This is a genomic window from Ralstonia sp. A12 (assembly GCF_000801955.1).
In the GTDB taxonomy this organism is placed as follows: Bacteria; Pseudomonadota; Gammaproteobacteria; order Burkholderiales; family Burkholderiaceae; genus Ralstonia.
In genome coordinates, this window is record NZ_JSZO01000001.1 from 161,129 (window position 1) to 178,374 (window position 17,246).

Consider the following 17,246-nt stretch of genomic DNA (forward strand, 5'->3'; position numbering starts at 1 on the left):
ATAAGGTTGGATATGGAACTGCGCCACCTGCGCTACTTCGTGGCCGTTGCTGAAGAGCTGAACTTCACGCGCGCGGCCGAGCGGCTGCATATCGCCCAGCCGCCGCTCTCGCGGCAGATTCAGCAACTGGAAGAGGAAATCGGCGTGCTGCTGCTCGAGCGCGGCAGCCGCCCGCTCAAGCTGACGGAAGCCGGGCGCTTCTTCCACGCGCACGCGCGCCAATTGTTGGCGCAGACAGCCGAACTGGCCTCGATGACACAGCGTGTCGGCCAGATCGAGCGACGCATGTCGATCGGCTTTGTCGCGTCAACGCTGTACGGGATGCTGCCAAAGGTCATCCGGCGCTTCCGGGCGGAGTACCCAATGGTCGACCTGTCGATGCACGAGATGACCACCATGGACCAGATCCAGGCGCTCAAGGACGGCCGCATCGACGTGGGCTTCGGCCGCATCCGCTATGAAGACCCGAACGTGCGGCGCATCCTGCTGCGCGATGAACGGCTGATCGTCGCCCTACCCTCGGGGCATGCGCTGCTGGGCGCCAAACCGGCGGTGTCGCTGCGCGATCTGGTGGGCGAGACGCTGATCATCTACCCCCGTGCGCCGCGCCCGAGCTATGCCGACCAGGTCCTCGCCCTGTTCCACGACCGCGCGCTGGAACCAGCCAGGATTTACGAGGCACGGGAATTGCAAATCGCTCTGGGGCTGGTGGCGGCGGGCGAAGGCGTGTCGGTGGTGCCGCGCAGCGTGGCCGGCCTGCAGCGCGAAGATGTCAGTTATATGGAACTGGACGATCCGCAATTGGTCTCGCCCATTATCTTCAGCACGCGTCTGCTGGATGAGTCCGAAGACATCCAGGCCATGCTGAACCTGACGTATCGGCTGTACGAAGAGCAGAAGATTCCGCACTACCGGCCGTCGTAAGCATTGCAACGCGAGGCGCAAAGTTACACGCTAGTTCGTCGGTTGGATGGACACGATGGCTGCATGGGCTAGATTGAATCCAGACGCCCATCCACCTGCGATTGGAGCGTAGCGAGGGAAAACAATGCGCCGCCCCGTCAAGTTGGCTCTGATTGCTGCGCCGCTTCTGCTGCTTGCCGTGGCTGCCTGGCTTGTCTCCGACGAGCTGAAGACCTCAGCGTGGCAGGCCAGTTACCTCGCCCAGCTCGGCAAGTCGCAAACCTTTCCCGTCAAGCCGGGGCCCAGCGCTTCCGCGCGCTACCCCAACTCTGGCCCTTACGACGAGCGCCTCGGCTACCACCAGCTCTCCGCGTTTCTTGATCGCCTGCACACACGCGGCTACATCGTCGCCCAGCAGGCCGTGCCGTCAAACGACATGCTCTCGCTCATGGATCGCGGCCTGAATGCGCCCTACCGAGAGAAAGACCAGGCCGGCCTGGAACTGCTTGATGACGATGGCCGACCGATCTACCGCGTGCGTCATCCCGAGCGCATCTATGACCGCTTCGACGCCGTACCGCCTTTGCTTGTCAACTCGCTACTCGGGATCGAGAACCGCACCCTGCTCCAAACGGAGTACCCCAAGCGCAACCCGGCCGTTGAGTGGACACGCTTGGCGCGCGCCGTATGGGACCGCGCCTTGCGCATGGCGGATTCGGAGCACGAATCCCCCGGCGGCAGCACGCTCGCCACGCAAATCGAAAAGTACCGCCACTCCCCCGAAGGCCGTACCGATTCACCCAGTGAGAAGCTGCGGCAGATGGCCTCGGCCTCCGTGCGCGCCTACCTGAACGGCGAAGATACGACCGCCACGCGCCACCAGCTTGCTGTCACGTACCTGAACACCGTGCCGCTGGGCGCGCGCGCCGGGTTCGGTGAAATCCAAGGCATTGGCGATGCACTGTGGGTCTGGTACGGACGCGACTTTGCCGAGGTCAACAAGCTGCTGGCCGCAGATTCCACCGCGCCGGTAGCCGCCCGCGCGCTGGCGTACAAGGAGGCTCTGAGCCTGCTGGTGTCGCAGCGGCGCCCGTCGTACTACCAGGAGAATCTCGACGATCTCGAATCGCTGACGAACGCCTACATCCGCATCCTGGCCGCAGCGGGCGTCGTTCCGGCGGACTTGCGAGACTCGGCACTCGCGCAATCGCTCAAGCAGCAGGCCCAGCGCGCGCGCCTACCTGCCGCACCCATCGAGCACAAAGGCACCAATGCCGTGCGCGTCAACCTGGCAGGCATGCTGGGTGTGCCGCGTATGTATGCACTCGACAGGCTGGACCTGACGGCCAGCAGCACACTCGACGCGCCGCTGCAACACGAGATCACCACCGAGTTGCGCAAGCTGCAAGACCCCGCGCGCGCCAAGGCTGCCGGCCTCGTCGGCGACAAGATGCTCGAACACGGCGACCCACGCGGCGTCACCTACAGCTTCACGCTCTACGAACGCGCGCCCGGCGGCAACCGCGTGCTGGTGCAGGCCGATACCTTCGACCAACCATTCGACATCAACGAAGGCGTGAAGCTGGACCTGGGTTCCACCGCCAAGCTGCGCACGCTGGTGACCTATCTGGAAATCGTGGCCGAGCTGCACAAGCGCTACGCAGACCAGCCCGCCGCCGCACTGCGCAAGCTCAATATCTCCGTGCAGAACCCGATTGAGCGCTGGGCCGTTGACTACCTCGCCCACGCACAGGATCGCTCGCTGAACGCCATGCTCGAAGCCTCAATGGAGCGCAAATACTCTGGCAACGCCGGCGAATGGTTTGCCACCGGCGGCGGCATGCAGAGTTTCGAGAATTTCGAGAAATGGGAAGGCACCCAGAATTTCACCGTACGCGAGGGGCTCAAGCACTCTGTCAACCTCGTCTTCGTACGGATCATGCGCGACATCTCGCGCTACTTTCAGCACCAGTTGCCCAGCGCCGGTGCGGAGGCGCTGGAGGACACGGATTCCCCTCAACGGCAGGTCTATCTGCAGCGCTTTGCTGACCGCGAAGGCAAGCTCTTCATGGGCCGCTTCTATACGAAATACCGGAGCAAAACCCCGCAGGAGCAGGAAGACACGCTCGTACAGAGCACGCACGCAACCCCCGTGCGGCTGGCCACGATCTTCCGCAGCATCGACCCGCAGGCCGGGCCAGACAAGCTGGCCGCGTTCATCCGCGCCTACTTGCCCGGTGCCAAGCTGGATGACGCCACGCTTACCAAGCTCTACAACAACTATTCGCCACAGCGCTTCGATCTGGCGGACCGCGGCTACATCGCGCGGCTGCATCCGCTGGAGCTGTGGCTGGTGGCCTACCTGCGCGCGCATCCGCAGGCGACGCTCGCGCAGGTCAACCAGGACAGCGCCACCGAGCGGCTGGCGGTCTACAAATGGCTGCTGCAATCGCATCGCAAGGGCGCGCAGGACAAGCGCATCAAGCAGATGCTTGAGATCGAGGCGTTCCAGTCCATCCACACGATGTGGAAGCGGCTCGGCTATCCGTTCGAGTCACTGGTGCCTTCGTATGGCACCGCCATCGGCGCCTCGGCCGACCGCCCCGCCGCGCTGGCCGAGCTGATGGGCATCATCGAAAACGACGGCGTACGCCTGCCCAGCGTGCGCATCGACCGCCTGCGCTTTGCCGCCAACACTCCCTACGAAGTGCTGCTATGCCGCGACCCAAGCGCGGGTGAACGTGTGCTGCCGCCGGAGATTCCAGCCATCGTCAAAGCCGCACTGGCCGGCGTAGTGGAAGGCGGCACCGCCAAACGCATCGACGGCACCTTCGTCGACACAGACGGCAAAACCGTCAAGGTCGGCGGCAAGACAGGCACCGGCGACAACCGCTTCAAGACGTTCAGCCGCGGTGGCGGGCTCATCTCCGAACGCGTCGTCAGCCGCTCCGGCGCGTTCGTCTTCTACTTGGGGGATCGCTACTTCGGCACGGTCGTCGCTTACGTGGCCGGCAAGGACGCGGCCAAGTACAAGTTCACCAGCGCCCTGACGGTGCAAGTGCTCAAAGTACTGGCCCCCACGCTGATGGGCTACCTGGATCTGGCCGAAGCCGCCCCCGCGTTCAACTGCAAGGTGCCGCAAGCCACCGCATCCGAGCAAAAACTCGATTGATCTCAGCCCAGATACGCTTTGGCGCCAACGCATGCGCCCAGACGGTTTGGCCGTACCCTGCCCTAGATGGCGCCTTGAATTTTTGTAAGCGGGCGGAAAAAAGAAGGAGGCTTGTCTGAGCGAAGCGAGTTTGCCTCCTTCTCCGCCCGGTTACAGAAATTCAAGGAGTCTTTCGCCATCTCGGGCGCGCCTTTCTTTGCTTACCTTTCTTTGGCAAGACAAAGAAAGTAAGTCGGCCCCGTCAGGGGACGAAACAAGGGATGCACCACTAACGCAGAGATCGCTGCAACCAAATCCCCCCCGCACACACCAGCGCAACCACCGCCCCCCAAGCAAACAGATCATTCACCGCTAGCAGCGTCGCCTGCCGATCAATTTCCGCCGAGATGCGAATCAACTCCACCCCCTGCAGCGGATGCGGCCACTGCCAAGCGGGCGTGAGTGCATTCACATGCCCCACCAGATCCGTACGATGCTGCGCCTGCCCACGCTGCAGCAGCAACGTGGCGCCCATCGTGCCAAACGCCTGCGCCCAAGCGCGCATGATCCCCTTGAACTGATAAGCGTGGCCGAAATCCTTGGCCGGCAGATCCACATATGTCAGCCCCGCCACCTGGATCACCACAAACATCCCCACCATGCCCTCGATCATGAAACCCGGCACCAGCATGGAGACCGACGCACCGGGCATCGCCACATGCGACATCCACAACAGCGCCGTCGCCATCAGCACAAAGCCGATGGAAATCAGCACCCGCTTGGGCGGCAGCACATTGGTCAGCTGAAAGTTGAGGAACCCCAGCACGATCGTCACCAGCCCACCCAGGCTCATGAGCTGCGCAGTGGTCTCATAACGGAAGCCCAGGCCGTTCTGCACAAGGCTCGACGAGAGAAAGCCCCACGCGCTCGCAAACACGTAGTAGATGGCATAGAACACCATGCCCACCATGAAGCGGCGCTGCAGCGTGGCACGCAGGTCCACCCACGGCAGCGGGTGACCGGTCTGGCGAATGCCGATCCAGATAAGCAACGCCACCACGGCAATGATCGGCAGCACCTGCGCAGGCGAGCCATCCGGGTGGACGAAGCGGGCCTGCTGGAAGCCATGCAGCGCAATCAGCGCCGCCAGCCCGAACGCAATGGCCGACGGCCAATCCAGCGAGGCAAAATCGCCCTTGCGCTCCTGCATCTTCGGGTGCGGATAGAACGCCGCCACCAGTGCACACACCACCACGGCCACCAGCAACTGCGCAATGAAGATCGCGCGCCAGCCGAACTGCTCGGTCAGTGCCGCTGACAGCATGGGCGACACGCAACTTAGCCCGAAGATGCCGTAGATCATCCCCTTCATCAGCGTGCGGCGTTCGTGCGCGGGGCTGTGCTGCACGAAGATGCGCGAGGTAGACAACATCGGCCCCGCCCCAAACCCCTGCACCGCTCGCCCGACGACCAGCATCGTGCCGCCCTCGGCTGCCGCGCAGATCAGCGTGCCGGCAATGAACACCAGCAGCGACAGCAGCGTGTGCTTGCGGTACGTCATGTGATCAGCCAGCCGCCCCATTACCAGAATCGCCAGACTGGCCGCCGCCGCATAGGCCGTCACAGCCCATAGGTAAACATCTTGTGACGCCAGCACCCCACCCTCGATATGGGGCCCGGCGATCGAGAACATCAGGTTGGTCATGTAGTCCACGCCCGTGGCCAGCCCGATCACCACGCCGACCATGCGCAATTCCAGCCGACTGCCGACCGTCGATTCGGCAGGCTGACGGCGAGGCGCAGGGGTGGGGGAAACCATGTGGTCTGTGCTTGGCGTGTTCATGCAGGGATGGTAATTTGCCTGAAAACCGGCGGAAACCGCCATCCCACAAATTCATTGTTCAACCATGCGAACGACGGACTGGAACGACTGGGACACTTTCTGCACCGTGGCCACCCTCGGCAGCTTCACGCGTGCAGCCGACCGGCTGGGGTTGCCCAAGTCATCGGTCAGCACCGCCGTGTCACGGCTGGAGGGCAAACTGGGCGCGCGCCTGTTCGAACGTAGCACGCGCCGCCTGCGCCTGACCGACGCTGGCGAAGCCCTGTTGCGCGACGCAGGCCCATTGTTCCAGCGGCTGCGCGAAGTGTCGGAAGACGCGGCGGCGACGTTTCAGTCGCCGGCGGGCACCTTGCGCGTTGCCATGCCCTATGAGTTTGCCGCCAGACAATTCGCCGAGGTCGTGCTGGAAGTCATGCGCGAGCACACCGGCCTGCGCATCGAGGTGGATGTGGCCCCACGCCAGATCGACCCGCTTGCCCAGGGCTACGACATCATGCTGACCGTACCGCGCGGGCCGCTGCCCGATTCCGGCCTGGTCGCTCAGCGCGTGTTCGATCTGCGGCGTGCGGTGGTGGTTGCCCCGCAATTGCTGGAGCGCCTGGGGCCGCTCACACACCCTGATCAGCTTGTCGATTGGCCCTGCCTGGGTGTCTCAAACGAATCCGAATGGCAGTTCCGCACGCCCGGCGGCGAGACCATCAACCTGCCGCTGGATTTCCGCATGCGCACCTCCAACAGCGAACTGCGCATGCAGGCGGCCATTGCCGGCTTGGGTGTCGCTCGCATCACGTCGGCGTTTGCCACCGACCTGATCGCCTCGGGCGCGCTGCAAGAAGTACTGACCGATTTCCAATCCCCGCCGATGCGCGTGTACGCCGTCTTCCCCGGCCGCCGCCTGATGCCGGCCAAGGTGAAGGTGTTCATGGACGCCCTGCACCACAGGATTGAGCAATCCCGCGAGCACACCCGCCAGCACGCCGACATGCGGCCCACCTTCGTGGATGACACCGCACCGCCGTGGCCGCCCGAATCCCTGCTCTGATCCCAAGACGCTCTCTTCTAGACCTCAATACGACAATGCGCCCATTTGCCCGCTCCCTCGCCCTGCTCCTCACTGTCGGCACGCTTTGCACGACGGCCTGCTCCCGCGCTGAGGACATCGGCAGCGTCAGCACCAATTTCCGCATCACCGGCTCGGACAAGATCGTCATCGAGGCGTTTGACGATCCGCTCGTACAGGGTGTCACCTGCTACGTATCGCGTGCCCGCACGGGCGGCATCAAGGGCACGCTGGGCGTGGCGGAAGACGTGAGTGAAGCCGCCGTGGCTTGCCGCCAGGTCGGCGACATCACCTTCGTGAAGCCCGTGCCGCAGCAGGACGACATGTTTACGCAGCGCCTGTCGCTCGTCTTCAAGACGCTGCACGTGGTGCGCACGGTGGATCGCAAGCGCAATGTGCTCGTCTACCTGGTGTATTCCGACAAGGTGATCTCGGGCAGCCCCAAGAACAGCGTAACGGCGGTACCCGTCCCGGCCAGCCAGCCGATTCCGGTCAAATAAGGCGTGGAAGTGGCGTCAGCACCATATTGGTGCGGCGCAACGTGAGCGTGGCGGCCGAGCAACGCGTCGTGGTGCATACGTAAGCCTACGTATGGTGCATTGCATCATCTGGTGTATTATGAGGGTATTCCCTAACCGGGATTTCCCTAAGAGGCCAATCATGCAAAACACGAACGACCTGAAGCTGACCGACCAACTCGAACGCGAACTGATCGAGCGCGAGATGTCCGAAGGTATCTACTACTATCGCCGCCCGTCGGGCCACGCGTTCTCCTTCGCCCAGTTCTTCTCGGCAATCGCGAACCTGTTCAGCACGCAGCGCACCGCCAAGGCCTAACCCGCCGTTATTGTCGATGGGCATGTGCCCGAGCTAGCTGTAGCGTAGTAGTCGCAATACCAGCAGTACCGTGCGCCGGTCTGTGTCTTCACACAGCAGCCGCCACACCCGCCAGGTCATGACCGCCTGGTGCCAATCGAGGGCCGGATTCCGGCCCTTTGTCATTTCTGCGGCGCATGTCTTGCGTGCCGCAGCATCCTCTCCTGCCTCCTCCCTCCCCCAACTGCGCCGCAGTTGTGTTCTGCACTGCCTGTGCTTAACTGATTAAAGCCGCGACCACCGATACCCAGAATCCGCGCGCATCTTCGCTGCAAGGAAGGCGCATAGCGGGACACACGGCGACCATCCCCCAAGGAGACTCCCATGGCGATCAGCCTCAAGCTGTCGGTCAACGGTGCGCCTGTCACCGTCAGTGTCGAACCCCATACCCTGCTGGTCCAATTGCTGCGCGAGCACCTGCGCCTGACCGGTACGCACGTTGGCTGCGATACCGCGCAGTGCGGCGCGTGCACCGTGCATATGAACGGACGCGCGGTGAAGTCGTGCAACATCCTCGCCGTGCAGGCCGATGGCACCGAGGTGACCACCATTGAGGGGTTATCCAAGGATGGTGCGCTGCACCCAATGCAGGAGGCCTTTCGTGAATGCCATGGCCTGCAATGCGGCTTCTGCACCCCCGGCATGGTGATGGCGGCGACCGCCCTGGTCGCGCAACACCCGCATCCGGATGAACACATGGTGCGCGAGCAACTCGACGGCAACCTGTGCCGCTGCACCGGTTATCACAACATCGTGCGCGCCGTGATGAAGGGGGCTGAAGCCATGGCCGAAGAAGGCGATGCCTCCTCCCTGCAAAGCCTGGCCGCCGCGCGCGCCCACGCCGCCTGAACCCAGCGAGGAGACCACCATGAACGCTCCCGCAGAACCCAACAACCACCTGATCGGCGCGGCCGTCAAACGCAAGGAAGACTATCGCTTCCTGACCGGCGCCGGGCAGTACACGGACGATGTCGTCCAGGCCCATCAGTCGTACGCGGTGTTCCTGCGCTCGCCGTACGCGCATGCCCGCATCAAGCACATCAACGTGGATGCGGCACGCCACCATCCGGGCGTGCTGGCCGTGCTCACGGGCGACGACCTGGCCACCGACAAGGTCAACGGCCTGCCGTGCGGCTGGCTGATCCACAGCATTGACGGCACGCCGATGAAGGAGCCGCCCCACCCCGTGATCGCCCAGGGCAAGGTGCGCCACGTGGGTGACCAGGTAGCGCTGGTGGTGGCCGAATCGGTGAAGATCGCCAAGGATGCCGTCGAGATGATCGACGTTGAATACGACGAGCTGCCCGCCGTGGTCGACACCGCCACCGCGCCGACAGCCGGTTCCGCCGTCCACGACGAGGTGCCCGACAACACCTGCTACACCTGGGGCCACGGCGACAAGGCCGCCACCGATACCGCCTTTGCCAAGGCCGCGCATGTGACGCAGCTCCATATCGTCAACAACCGGCTGATCCCGAACGCCATCGAGCCGCGCGCCGTCAACGCGAGCTACTCGCGCCAGGACGACAGCTACACGCTCTACGTCGCCAATCAGAATCCACACGTGGAACGCCTGCTGATGTCGGCCTTCGTGCTGGGCCTGACCGAAGCCAAGGTCCGCGTGATTGCGCCGGATGTGGGTGGCGGGTTCGGCTCGAAGATCTTCCTGTACCCGGAAGATGTGGCGCTCACCTGGGCATCGAAGAAGGTGGGCCGGCCGATCAAGTGGACGGCCGAGCGGTCCGAATCTTTCCTCACCGACGCGCATGGCCGCGACCATGTCACGCATGCTGAACTGGCGCTCGATGCGCATGGCAACTTCCTCGCCATGCGTGTGCATACGACGGCCAATATGGGCGCGTACCTGTCGACGTTTGCCAGCAGCGTGCCGACCATCCTGTATGCGACGCTGCTTGCCGGGCAGTACAAGACGCCGGCCATCTATGCCGAGGTGAAGGCGGTGTTTACCAATACCGCACCGGTCGATGCGTATCGCGGCGCCGGGCGGCCGGAAGCAACCTATGTGGTCGAACGGCTGGTCGAAACCGCCGCGCGTGAAATGCAGATCGATCCGGCTGAACTGCGACGCCGCAACTTCATCCGCACGTTCCCGTATGCCACGCCAGTCGGCTTGACCTACGACACCGGCGACTACGAACCCTGCCTCGACCGCGCCATCGAACTGGCTGACGTCAAAGGCTTTAAGGCTCGCCGCGATGCCTCGCGCGCCAAGGGCCGGCTGCGCGGCATGGGTTACTCCTGCTATATCGAGGCGTGCGGGCTGGCGCCATCGAATATCGCTGGGGCGCTGGGAGCGCGTGCCGGCCTGTTTGAAGCCGGCGAAATCCGCGTGCATCCGACAGGCTCCGTCACCGTCTTCACCGGCTCGCACAGCCACGGCCAGGGCCATGAGACCACCTTTGCGCAAGTGGTGGCCGATCGCCTGGGCGTGCCGCTGGAGAACATCGAGGTCGTACACGGCGACACCGGGCGCATTCCCTTCGGCATGGGCACCTATGGTTCGCGCTCGATTGCCGTGGGTGGCTCGGCCATCATGAAGGCGCTCGACAAGATCGAAGCCAAGGCCAAGAAGATCGCCGCGCATCTGCTGGAGGCCTCGGCTGAGGACATCGAGTTCAAGGATGGCGTCTTCCGCGTGGCCGGCACCGATCGCACCAAGACCTTCGGCGAAGTCGCTCTCACGGCGTACGTGCCGCACAACTATCCGCTCGACAAGCTCGAACCCGGGCTGGATGAAAACGCCTTCTACGACCCGACCAACTTCACCTACCCGGCTGGCGCCTACATCTGCGAAGTGGAAGTCGACCCGGATACCGGTGAAGTCCACATCGACCGCTTCGTCGCCGTGGACGATTTCGGCAACATCATCAACCCGATGATCGTCGAGGGTCAGGTGCATGGTGGGCTTGGTCAGGGCATCGGCCAGGCACTGCTGGAGCGCTGCGTGTACGACGAGACCGGGCAATTGCTGACCGGCTCCTACATGGACTACGCCATGGCTCGCGCGGGTGATCTGCCGAGCTTCACGGTGGAAACCGCCAAGGGCACGCCGTGCACGCACAACCCGCTGGGTGTGAAAGGCTGCGGCGAGGCGGGGGCGATCGGCTCACCACCGGCGCTCATCAACGCCATCGTCGACGCGCTGGCGCCGCTTGGTGTGAAAGACCTCCAGATGCCTGCCACACCGCACCGTGTCTGGCAAACCATTCAAGCGGCCAAGGCCTAGGTAGAGGAGCCCACCATGTACGACTTCGAATACCAGAAAGCCACCGACGCCCAGACCGCAGTCACCGCGCTGAAAACGCATGCGGACGCCAAGTACCTCGGCGGCGGCCAGAGCCTGCTGGCGGCAATGAAGCTGCGGTTGGCGCAGCCCTCCACGCTGGTCGATGTCACGCGCATTCCCGGCATGTCGGGCATCCGCTCGCAGCCGGGCGTGATCACCGTGGGTGCGGCCACGCGTCATGCGGATGTGGCGGAGAACGCAGACATCGTCCGCATGTTGCCTGCGCTGGCAGACCTTGCGGGCGGTATCGGCGACAGGCAGGTGCGTGCCATGGGCACGCTGGGCGGCTCGCTCGCCAACAACGACCCCGCCGCGTGCTACCCGGCGGCCGTGCTGGGCCTGAACGCCACCGTCGTCACCGAGCGGCGCAACATTGCGGCGGACGATTTCTTTCTCGGCATGTACGAGACAGCACTGGCTGCGGACGAGTTGATCACTGAGGTGCAGTTTCCCGTGCCGGACCAGGCCGCCTACGTGAAATTCCGCAACCCCGCGTCGCGCTTTGCGCTGGTGGGCGTGTTCGTCAGTCGTAAGGGCAACAACGTGCGTGTGGCGGTGACGGGCGCGGCGCCTTGTGTGTTCCGCTGTACGCCGCTGGAGCAGGCGCTGGCGGCCAATTTCACGGCAGAAGCGGCGCGCAAGGTGGTGGTGTCGCCCGATGACCTGGTGGGCGATCTGCATGCCTCGCCGGAGTATCGGGCGCACCTGATCCCAGTGCTGACAGCCCGCGCCGTGGAGCACGCCCTGGCGAAACACCATTAAGCGCATTGGCCAAGGAACGGCATGCCGGTCGACTCCATTGACGACTGCATCGCGCAACTGCAAGGTCAGGGTTATTTCGCCAGCCGCGAGCTGGCCACCGCCCTGTTCCTCGCGCTGCGTATGCAGCGGCCGCTGTTTCTGGAAGGCGAGCCCGGTGTCGGCAAGACCGAGCTGGCGAAGGCGGCGGCCGGGCTGCTGGGCACGCCGCTGCTGCGGCTGCAATGCTATGAAGGGCTCGACACCGCCAGCGCCCTCTACGAGTGGGACTACCCGCGCCAGATCATGGCGCTGCGCCTGGCAGAAGCCGCCGGTGAAAAGCCCCACGCCGACACGCTCTACCGCGATGAATTTCTCCTCAAGCGCCCGTTGCTGCAGGCGCTGTTGCCGGACCCCGCCCACCCCGATACCCCCCGCGTCTTGCTGATCGACGAGATCGACCGCGCCGACGAGCCGTTCGAGGCGTTCCTACTGGAGCTGCTGTCGGACTTTCAGGTATCGATTCCGGAGTTCGGCACCGTGCGCGCACACGTGATTCCGTTGGTCGTCATGACCTCCAACCGCACGCGCGAGGTACATGACGCGCTCAAGCGGCGCTGCCTGTATCAGTGGATCGGCTATCCGGACAAGGCACGCGAGCTGCAGATCGTGGCGCAGCGCGCGCCCGAGACTGCCGCCAAGTTGCAGCAACGCGCCGTGGATTTCGTGCACCGCTTGCGCGGCATCGATCTGTTCAAGGCACCGGGCATTGCCGAGGCCATCGACTGGTGCCGCGCGCTGGCCGCACTGAATGTGACTGAGCTCGACCCGCAATCGGTGCAGGACACGCTGGGCGTGCTGCTCAAGTACCAGGACGATCTGGCCCGCGTGGATGCGCCGACCATCGAGCAATTGCTGGCCTCGCCGGCGTTGCCGGAGTAGCCGTGGACACATCGGCCGCGCCGCCCATGTCGCTACCCATGCTGCCCCGCAACGTGACGCACTTCGTGCGCTTGCTGCGCAACGCCGGCATGCCGCTGGCACCTTCGCGCGCGGTGGATGCCATCGAAGCCATGGTTCACATCGATATCGGCCGCCGTGATGACGTGAAGGCCGCCCTGTCCGCCCTGCTCGTCTCGCACCCCGACGAACGCACGCTGTTCGATGCGGCGTTCAACGTGTTCTGGCGCGATCCGGACTGGGAAGGCAAGCTGCGCGCCCTGCTGCTGCCCAAGGTGCGCGGCGGCATTCCCGTTGCGCGGAGCAACCGCCTGGCCGATGCGCTACGTGCACAGCCGTCGATCAACCTGCCACCCGGCCCCCAGCCCGACGGCGAACGCCATGACATCGTTGCGCCGCTGGCGTTTTCCGCAAACGAAGCACTGCGCACGCGTGACTTCGACACACTCAATGCGGCGGAATGGCGCACGCTGCAGCACATGATCCGCCGCCGGCGCGTGCATCTGGCACAGGAACGCACACGCCGGCTGAAAGCGGCCTCGCGCGGGCGACATCCAGATCTGCGCGCCACCGCCCGCCAGGCCGTGCGCGCCGGTGGCGAATGGACGGGCTGGAAATACCGCCAGCCGGTCGACCGCACACCGCCGCTCGTGCTCCTGCTCGACATCTCCGGATCGATGAGCCGCTACTCGCGCGCGGTGCTGTACTACTGCCACGCGCTGGTGCAGTCGCGCGAGCGCATCCAGGCCTTCCTGTTCGGTACGCGACTGACGAACGTGTCGCTGCATCTGCGCGAGCGTGATCCGGACATCGCCGTGCAAGCCATCGCGCAGCTTGTGCCGGACTGGTCTGGCGGCACGCGCATCGGCGCGGCGCTGGCCGAGTTCAACCGCCGCTGGGCGCGCCGTACGCTGTCCGGCCGTGCCACCGTGCTGCTCGTGACCGATGGGCTCGACCACGAACACATCGACCTGCTCGACGCCGAGATGGCCCGTCTGGCCCGCTTCGCGCACCGCATCGTCTGGCTCAACCCGCTGCTGCGCTTTGCCGGCTTCGAGCCCCGGGCACGCGGCGTGCGAGCCATCCTGCCGCATGTCGACGCGATGGTGCCGGCGCACCATTTCGACAGCCTGGCTGCGCTGGAGCAGGAATTGGCGCATGCTCGGCATGGCCCCACCCCAGTCCGCCCGACCGCACCATGGAACTGACCCAGACCCACCTCCTGCCCGTGCCACTGCAGACCGCCTGGGATGCGCTCAACGATCCCGCCGTGCTGCAGCGTTGTATCCCCGGCTGCGAGAGCATCACCTCCGCTGGCGAGGGCAGCAATCCCGCCTACGAGGTCGCCATGACCGCCGCAGTCGGCCCCGTCAAGGCGCGCTTCAAGGGACGCATGGAACTCACCGACATGACGCCGCCGCGCAGCTACACCCTGCATTTCGACGGCCAGGGCGGTGCCGCCGGCTTCGGCAAGGGCAGTGCGCAGGTACAACTCTCGCCCGAAGGCCCGACGGTCACGCGGCTGTCCTACACCGCCACCGCGCAGGTGGGCGGCAAGCTCGCGCAGATCGGCTCACGCTTGATTGATGGCGCTGCGCGCAAGCTGGCGGATGAGTTCTTCCAGCGTTTTGCGGCAGAATTCGGCCCCGCCGCGGATGAGGCAGCCGCGCTCGACGGCAAGCCTGCTGAACAGGCCATCCCGGATCTGGCCGCCGGCGAACTGCGGGCGCATGGAGCGCCGCCCACTGACTATGCGGCGCCGATCATCAGCCCTGCCGTGCAGCCTCGCAATCCGTGGCCGTGGATCATCGTGGCCGCTGTGGCCGTGGTGGCTGCCTACCTGTTTTTGCACCACGGGGCATAATCCGGCATCCCCGCATTGAATACTGCTTAATAAGCGCAGGAAACGCATCATGGACAGCGTCGATCTTGAAGTTTTGAAAACCAGCGTGCGCTGGCTGGAACAGGGACGGCGCGTGCTGCTCGTCACCGTTGTGAAAACCTGGGGCTCATCCCCCCGGCCCGAAGGCGCCATGCTCGCGCTGCGTGATGACGGTGTGGTGGTCGGCTCGGTCTCGGGCGGCTGCATTGAAGACGACCTCATCGACCGCGTCCGCCGCGAAGGCCTGCTGCAGGTCAAACCTGAGGCCGTCAAATACGGCATCAGCGCAGAAGAAGCCCACCGCTTCGGCCTGCCGTGCGGTGGCACGCTGCAACTCGTGCTCGAGCCGCTGAACGCCGCCAGCGGTCTTGACGCGCTACTGCATGCCGTGGGAGCCGGCCAGCTTGTCGCCCGTACGCTCGACATGGCAACGGGCGCGACGCTGCTGCAGCACGCCACCGTGACCGATGGCCTGCAGTTTGACGAAAAACGCCTGGTGACGATTCACGGCCCGCGCTACCGGATGCTCGTCATTGGCGCGGGGCAGCTCTCACGCTACCTATGCCAGATTGCCGTGGGCCTGGACTACCAAGTGACCGTGTGCGACCCACGTGAAGAGTACAGCGAGGAATGGGATATCCCGGGCGTTGCCATGGTCCGCACCATGCCCGACGATACGGTGATGGCCATGAAGCTGGATGAGCGCTGCGCCGTCGTTGCCCTCACGCACGATCCCAAGCTCGACGATCTGGCGCTCATGGAAGCGCTCAAGACACCGGCCTTCTACGTGGGCGCGCTCGGCAGCCGCCGCAACAACGCCAGCCGCCGTGAACGCCTGAAGGAGTTCGACCTGACCGAGGCGGAACTGGCCCGCCTGCACGGCCCGGTGGGCATCTATATCGGCAGCCGCACGCCGCCGGAGATCGCCATCTCCATCCTGGCCGAGGTGACGGCGGCCAAGAACGGCGTCTCGTTGCCGACCATCCTGCAGGTGGAAGGCGCCAAGGCCGCGCGCGAAATTGCGGCAAATGCCACGTCCAGCTGCGCTGTGCCCCACGGGTGAGGTCAACTTTCTAGCGTGAAAGGTCTACAAAAGGACGTGCCGAAAGGCGCCTGAAAGGTTACATTCTTATAAATCGCTGATTCTGCGTGGGTTTCTGACCGCATCGCATCACACCTGTCATGCGGCGCGGCGAGCCTCGCACCCTGCGCGCCTGGCGGATGCATCCGCTCTGGGCTTGCGCGCACCACCAGCGTTCCGCGTCCGCATCTGCGGCACCGATAACGTTGTTTGCAGGTGGGTTGGTCGCCCGCTTCGCACTTCAAAGATTTCGAGCTTTCTCGCATGAGTATTCTGCTAACCGGTGCGACCGGTTTTGTGGGCGGCGCCATTGCCGCAGATCTGGCTGCCAAAGGTTTGCTAGCCGATACGCGCTTTGCCGTGCGCGGCGACACGCCGGCGGACGGGCTCGCGCGCCTGCGCAGTAACCTGCGCCGGTTCCAACTGCCGCAGGCCGTGCTGGACGGCATCACCGAATCGCAGATCGTCCTGTTCGACCTGCGCGAAGGCGGCGCAGCCACGCTGGGCGATCCGGAAGTCATCATCAACTGCGCGGCGCTGGCAACGTTTTCAAACCATCCGTCGCTGTGGGATACCAACGTAGGCGGCGTGCTGGCGCTGGGCAAACTGGCGGCGCAGGGCAAACGGCTCAAGCGCTTCCTGCAGATCGGCACGGCCATGTCGTGCGGCCAACTGGCCAATCGCCATGTGCATGAGAGCTGGGATGTGCCGCCGATCGAGCAGCACGCCGTGCCGTACACCTACTCCAAGGGGATGGCGGAGCTGAAGCTGCGCGAAGCCGTGCCCGAACTGCCGCTGGTCGTGGTGCGGCCGTCCATCGTGGTCGGCCACAGCACGCTGGGCTGCGAGCCCTCGGGCAGCATCTTCTGGATGCTGCGCATGGTGGCCATGCTGGAGACCTTCAGCTGCCAACTGTCGGATCGCGTCGACATCCTGCCGGTCGATGACTGCGCCGAAGCCATCGTCCGTCTGGCAACCAAGCCGACGCTGGCGCACGACCTGTACCACATCAGTGCCGGCGACAAGAACTCCGAGCGCATCGAAACGCTGTATCCGCGCTTCAAGCGCTGCAAGACCCCGGAAGAAGAGGCCCAAGCGCTGGCAGGGTACGTGTATCAGGAAAAAATCGCCGAGAAAGCATTGGCACGTAAATTCCTGAGCATGACGGGGGATGGCAATGTGCGACTGGTCGCGCGCTGCATCCACCTGTATGCCAAGTTCGCCAGCATGAGCTACGTGTTTGACAACACGCGACTGGTGCAGGAGACCGGCTTCCAGCCGCGCTCCCTGCTCGCTTACCTTGACCGCTGCCTCGAGACGTCGGACGCCGTGCCGATTCCCGAGCAGATGCAGTGGGACTATAAGTAGCCGTCGGATCTACCCGGTCCGCACGGCGTGTCATGGCGCCGTGCTATAACCATCGGCGCCTTATCTAGCACCTGAGC

Annotated in this window: 14 protein-coding genes; 13 read left to right on the top strand and 1 reads right to left on the bottom strand. The window is 64.6% G+C overall.

All coding sequences use genetic code 11. The features are described 5' to 3' along the window. The first annotated feature begins 12 nt into the window (after nucleotides 1-12). Complete coding sequence (locus tag PI87_RS00770) at nucleotides 13-924, top strand: LysR family transcriptional regulator (protein ID WP_039595777.1); 912 nt, start codon at nucleotides 13-15, stop codon at nucleotides 922-924. A 124-nt stretch (nucleotides 925-1,048) separates the two neighbouring features. After that, on the top strand, nucleotides 1,049-4,075 hold the full coding sequence (locus PI87_RS00775) for a transglycosylase domain-containing protein (protein WP_039595778.1): 3,027 nt from the start codon (nucleotides 1,049-1,051) through the stop codon (nucleotides 4,073-4,075). 268 nt (nucleotides 4,076-4,343) lie between these two features. Here the strand turns inward: PI87_RS00775 and PI87_RS00780 are convergent, their stop codons facing one another. Beyond that, complete coding sequence (locus PI87_RS00780) at nucleotides 4,344-5,897, bottom strand: MFS transporter (RefSeq protein WP_039595779.1); 1,554 nt, start codon at nucleotides 5,895-5,897, stop codon at nucleotides 4,344-4,346. Between the two features lie 64 nt (nucleotides 5,898-5,961). Between PI87_RS00780 and PI87_RS00785 the strand changes: the two genes are divergently transcribed. The 11 genes from PI87_RS00785 (at nucleotide 5,962) to PI87_RS00830 (ending at nucleotide 17,169) form a co-directional block, all read left to right on the top strand. Beyond that, nucleotides 5,962-6,939 carry a LysR family transcriptional regulator gene (locus PI87_RS00785; protein ID WP_039595780.1) on the top strand — a complete coding sequence of 326 codons (978 nt, stop codon included), beginning with the start codon at nucleotides 5,962-5,964 and terminating at the stop codon, nucleotides 6,937-6,939. A gap of 35 nt (nucleotides 6,940-6,974) precedes the next feature. Next, nucleotides 6,975-7,457 (top strand): CreA family protein, encoded by a 483-nt coding sequence (locus PI87_RS00790; RefSeq protein ID WP_039595781.1) that lies wholly within the window; start codon nucleotides 6,975-6,977, stop codon nucleotides 7,455-7,457. A 160-nt stretch (nucleotides 7,458-7,617) separates the two neighbouring features. Beyond that, nucleotides 7,618-7,794: a hypothetical protein gene (locus tag PI87_RS29370; protein ID WP_021194451.1), complete on the top strand. Its 177-nt coding sequence runs from the start codon at nucleotides 7,618-7,620 to the stop codon at nucleotides 7,792-7,794. Nucleotides 7,795-8,157: 363 nt separating this feature from the next. Beyond that, nucleotides 8,158-8,682: a (2Fe-2S)-binding protein gene (locus PI87_RS00795; protein WP_039595782.1), complete on the top strand. Its 525-nt coding sequence runs from the start codon at nucleotides 8,158-8,160 to the stop codon at nucleotides 8,680-8,682. Between the two features lie 19 nt (nucleotides 8,683-8,701). After that, on the top strand, nucleotides 8,702-11,080 hold the full coding sequence (locus PI87_RS00800; protein ID WP_039595783.1) for a xanthine dehydrogenase family protein molybdopterin-binding subunit: 2,379 nt from the start codon (nucleotides 8,702-8,704) through the stop codon (nucleotides 11,078-11,080). Between the two features lie 15 nt (nucleotides 11,081-11,095). Next, nucleotides 11,096-11,902: an FAD binding domain-containing protein gene (locus PI87_RS00805; RefSeq protein ID WP_039595784.1), complete on the top strand. Its 807-nt coding sequence runs from the start codon at nucleotides 11,096-11,098 to the stop codon at nucleotides 11,900-11,902. 21 nt (nucleotides 11,903-11,923) lie between these two features. Further along, entirely contained in the window at nucleotides 11,924-12,820 is an 897-nt protein-coding gene (locus PI87_RS00810; protein ID WP_039595785.1) for an AAA family ATPase, read from the top strand. Between the two features lie 26 nt (nucleotides 12,821-12,846). Continuing rightward, nucleotides 12,847-14,046, top strand: coding sequence for a vWA domain-containing protein (locus PI87_RS00815; RefSeq protein WP_039596413.1), 1,200 nt, complete (start codon nucleotides 12,847-12,849; stop codon nucleotides 14,044-14,046). Continuing rightward, nucleotides 14,037-14,702: a CoxG family protein gene (locus tag PI87_RS00820; protein WP_039595786.1), complete on the top strand. Its 666-nt coding sequence runs from the start codon at nucleotides 14,037-14,039 to the stop codon at nucleotides 14,700-14,702. The genes PI87_RS00815 and PI87_RS00820 overlap by 10 nt, the downstream gene beginning before the upstream one ends. A gap of 49 nt (nucleotides 14,703-14,751) precedes the next feature. Beyond that, nucleotides 14,752-15,783: an XdhC family protein gene (locus PI87_RS00825; protein WP_039595787.1), complete on the top strand. Its 1,032-nt coding sequence runs from the start codon at nucleotides 14,752-14,754 to the stop codon at nucleotides 15,781-15,783. A gap of 282 nt (nucleotides 15,784-16,065) precedes the next feature. Beyond that, nucleotides 16,066-17,169, top strand: a complete 1,104-nt coding sequence (locus PI87_RS00830; protein WP_039595788.1) for an SDR family oxidoreductase — start codon at nucleotides 16,066-16,068, stop codon at nucleotides 17,167-17,169. Nucleotides 17,170-17,246: the final 77 nt, after the last annotated feature.